Source organism: Streptomyces sp. AcH 505 (assembly GCF_000818175.1).
Classification (GTDB): Bacteria; Actinomycetota; Actinomycetes; order Streptomycetales; family Streptomycetaceae; genus Streptomyces.
Genome location: NZ_JTIY01000001.1, coordinates 5,896,424 through 5,897,615, shown reverse-complemented (window position 1 = coordinate 5,897,615; position 1,192 = coordinate 5,896,424). Strand labels below are relative to the sequence as shown.

At 72.2% G+C, this 1,192-nt stretch carries 1 protein-coding gene; it reads right to left on the bottom strand.

The window, feature by feature from the left end; genetic code table 11:
- On the bottom strand, positions 1-1,184 hold a 1,184-nt coding region (locus tag HY68_RS41090), incomplete at its 3' end, for an ATP-binding protein (RefSeq protein WP_241778794.1).
- Positions 1,185-1,192 lie beyond the last annotated feature (8 nt).

The window sequence follows — 1,192 nt, the reverse complement described above, 5'->3', positions numbered from 1 at the left end:
GCGGGCGGCGCAGCGGCGTCGAGGCCTGGACCAGCGCCTTCGGACTCCTCCGAGCCGAGCAGGGCCTGCGGCAGTACGAGGACGGCCTGGATGCCGCCGTAGATGTTGGACTGCAGCCGGACGGCGATGCCGTGTCGGCGGGCCAGCGCCGACACCACGAACAGCCCGATCCTGCCGTCCTGGAGGAGCTGGGCGACATTGACCTGGTCCGGGTCGGCGAGCAGACCGTTCATCCGCTTCTGCTCGTCGGCCGGCATACCGAGGCCGCGGTCCTCCACCTCGATGGCGAGACCGGCCGTCACCTGCTGCGCCCGCAGCAGCACTTGGGTGTGGGGGGACGAGAACACCGAGGCGTTCTCGACCAGTTCGGCCAGCAGGTGGATGACGTCGGCGACGGCGTGGCCGCGCAGGGTGCCGTCGATCGGTGGCACGAGCTTGATCCGCGGGTACTGCTCGACCTCGGCGATGGCGGAGCGCAGGATCTCCGTCATGGTGACCGGCTTGCTCCACTGCCTGCGGGACACGGCGCCGCCGAGCACGGCGAGGTTCTCGGCGTGCCTGCGGATCCGGGTGGCCAGATGGTCGACGTGGAAGAGGCCCTTGAGCAGTTCGGGGTCCTCGACCTCGTTCTCCAGGTCGTCCAGCAGCTGGATCTCCCGGTGGACCAGCGACTGAAGGCGCCGGGCCAGATTGACGAAGACCTCGACCTTCTGCTCGTTGCCCGCGCTGCTGGAGAGCCGGGACGCCTGTACGACGGCGGCGAGCGCGGTCTGCTGCGAGCGCTCCAGCTCCTTGGCCAGCAGGTCGAATTCGTCCTCGCCGTAGCCGGCGGTACGGGCGGCGGTGCGGCCGGCGGGTCCTGGCGCCGGGGGCGTACGCCGGGCGGGCACCGGTTCGCCGCGTCTGAGCTGCTCGACGAGGGCGCGCAGTTCGGCCTGGCCGCGCACGCCGGAGCGGCGCAGCGCCTCACAGCGTCCGATGAAGGACTTGGCGGTGCGCTCGGCGCCGAGGGCGGCGGCCGCGACGGCGGCGAAGGCGAGCAGCGCCGTGCCGACGAGGCCGGCCCAGACGGCTGTGGTGGGTTCGGCTGCCGACGAGCGGAGCGTGAGCGCCACACCGGTCGCGCCGCTCAGCGCGGCGACTATGGCGGGCAGCACGGCGGTGCGCAGGAGTTGGGGACGTATCCGGGTGT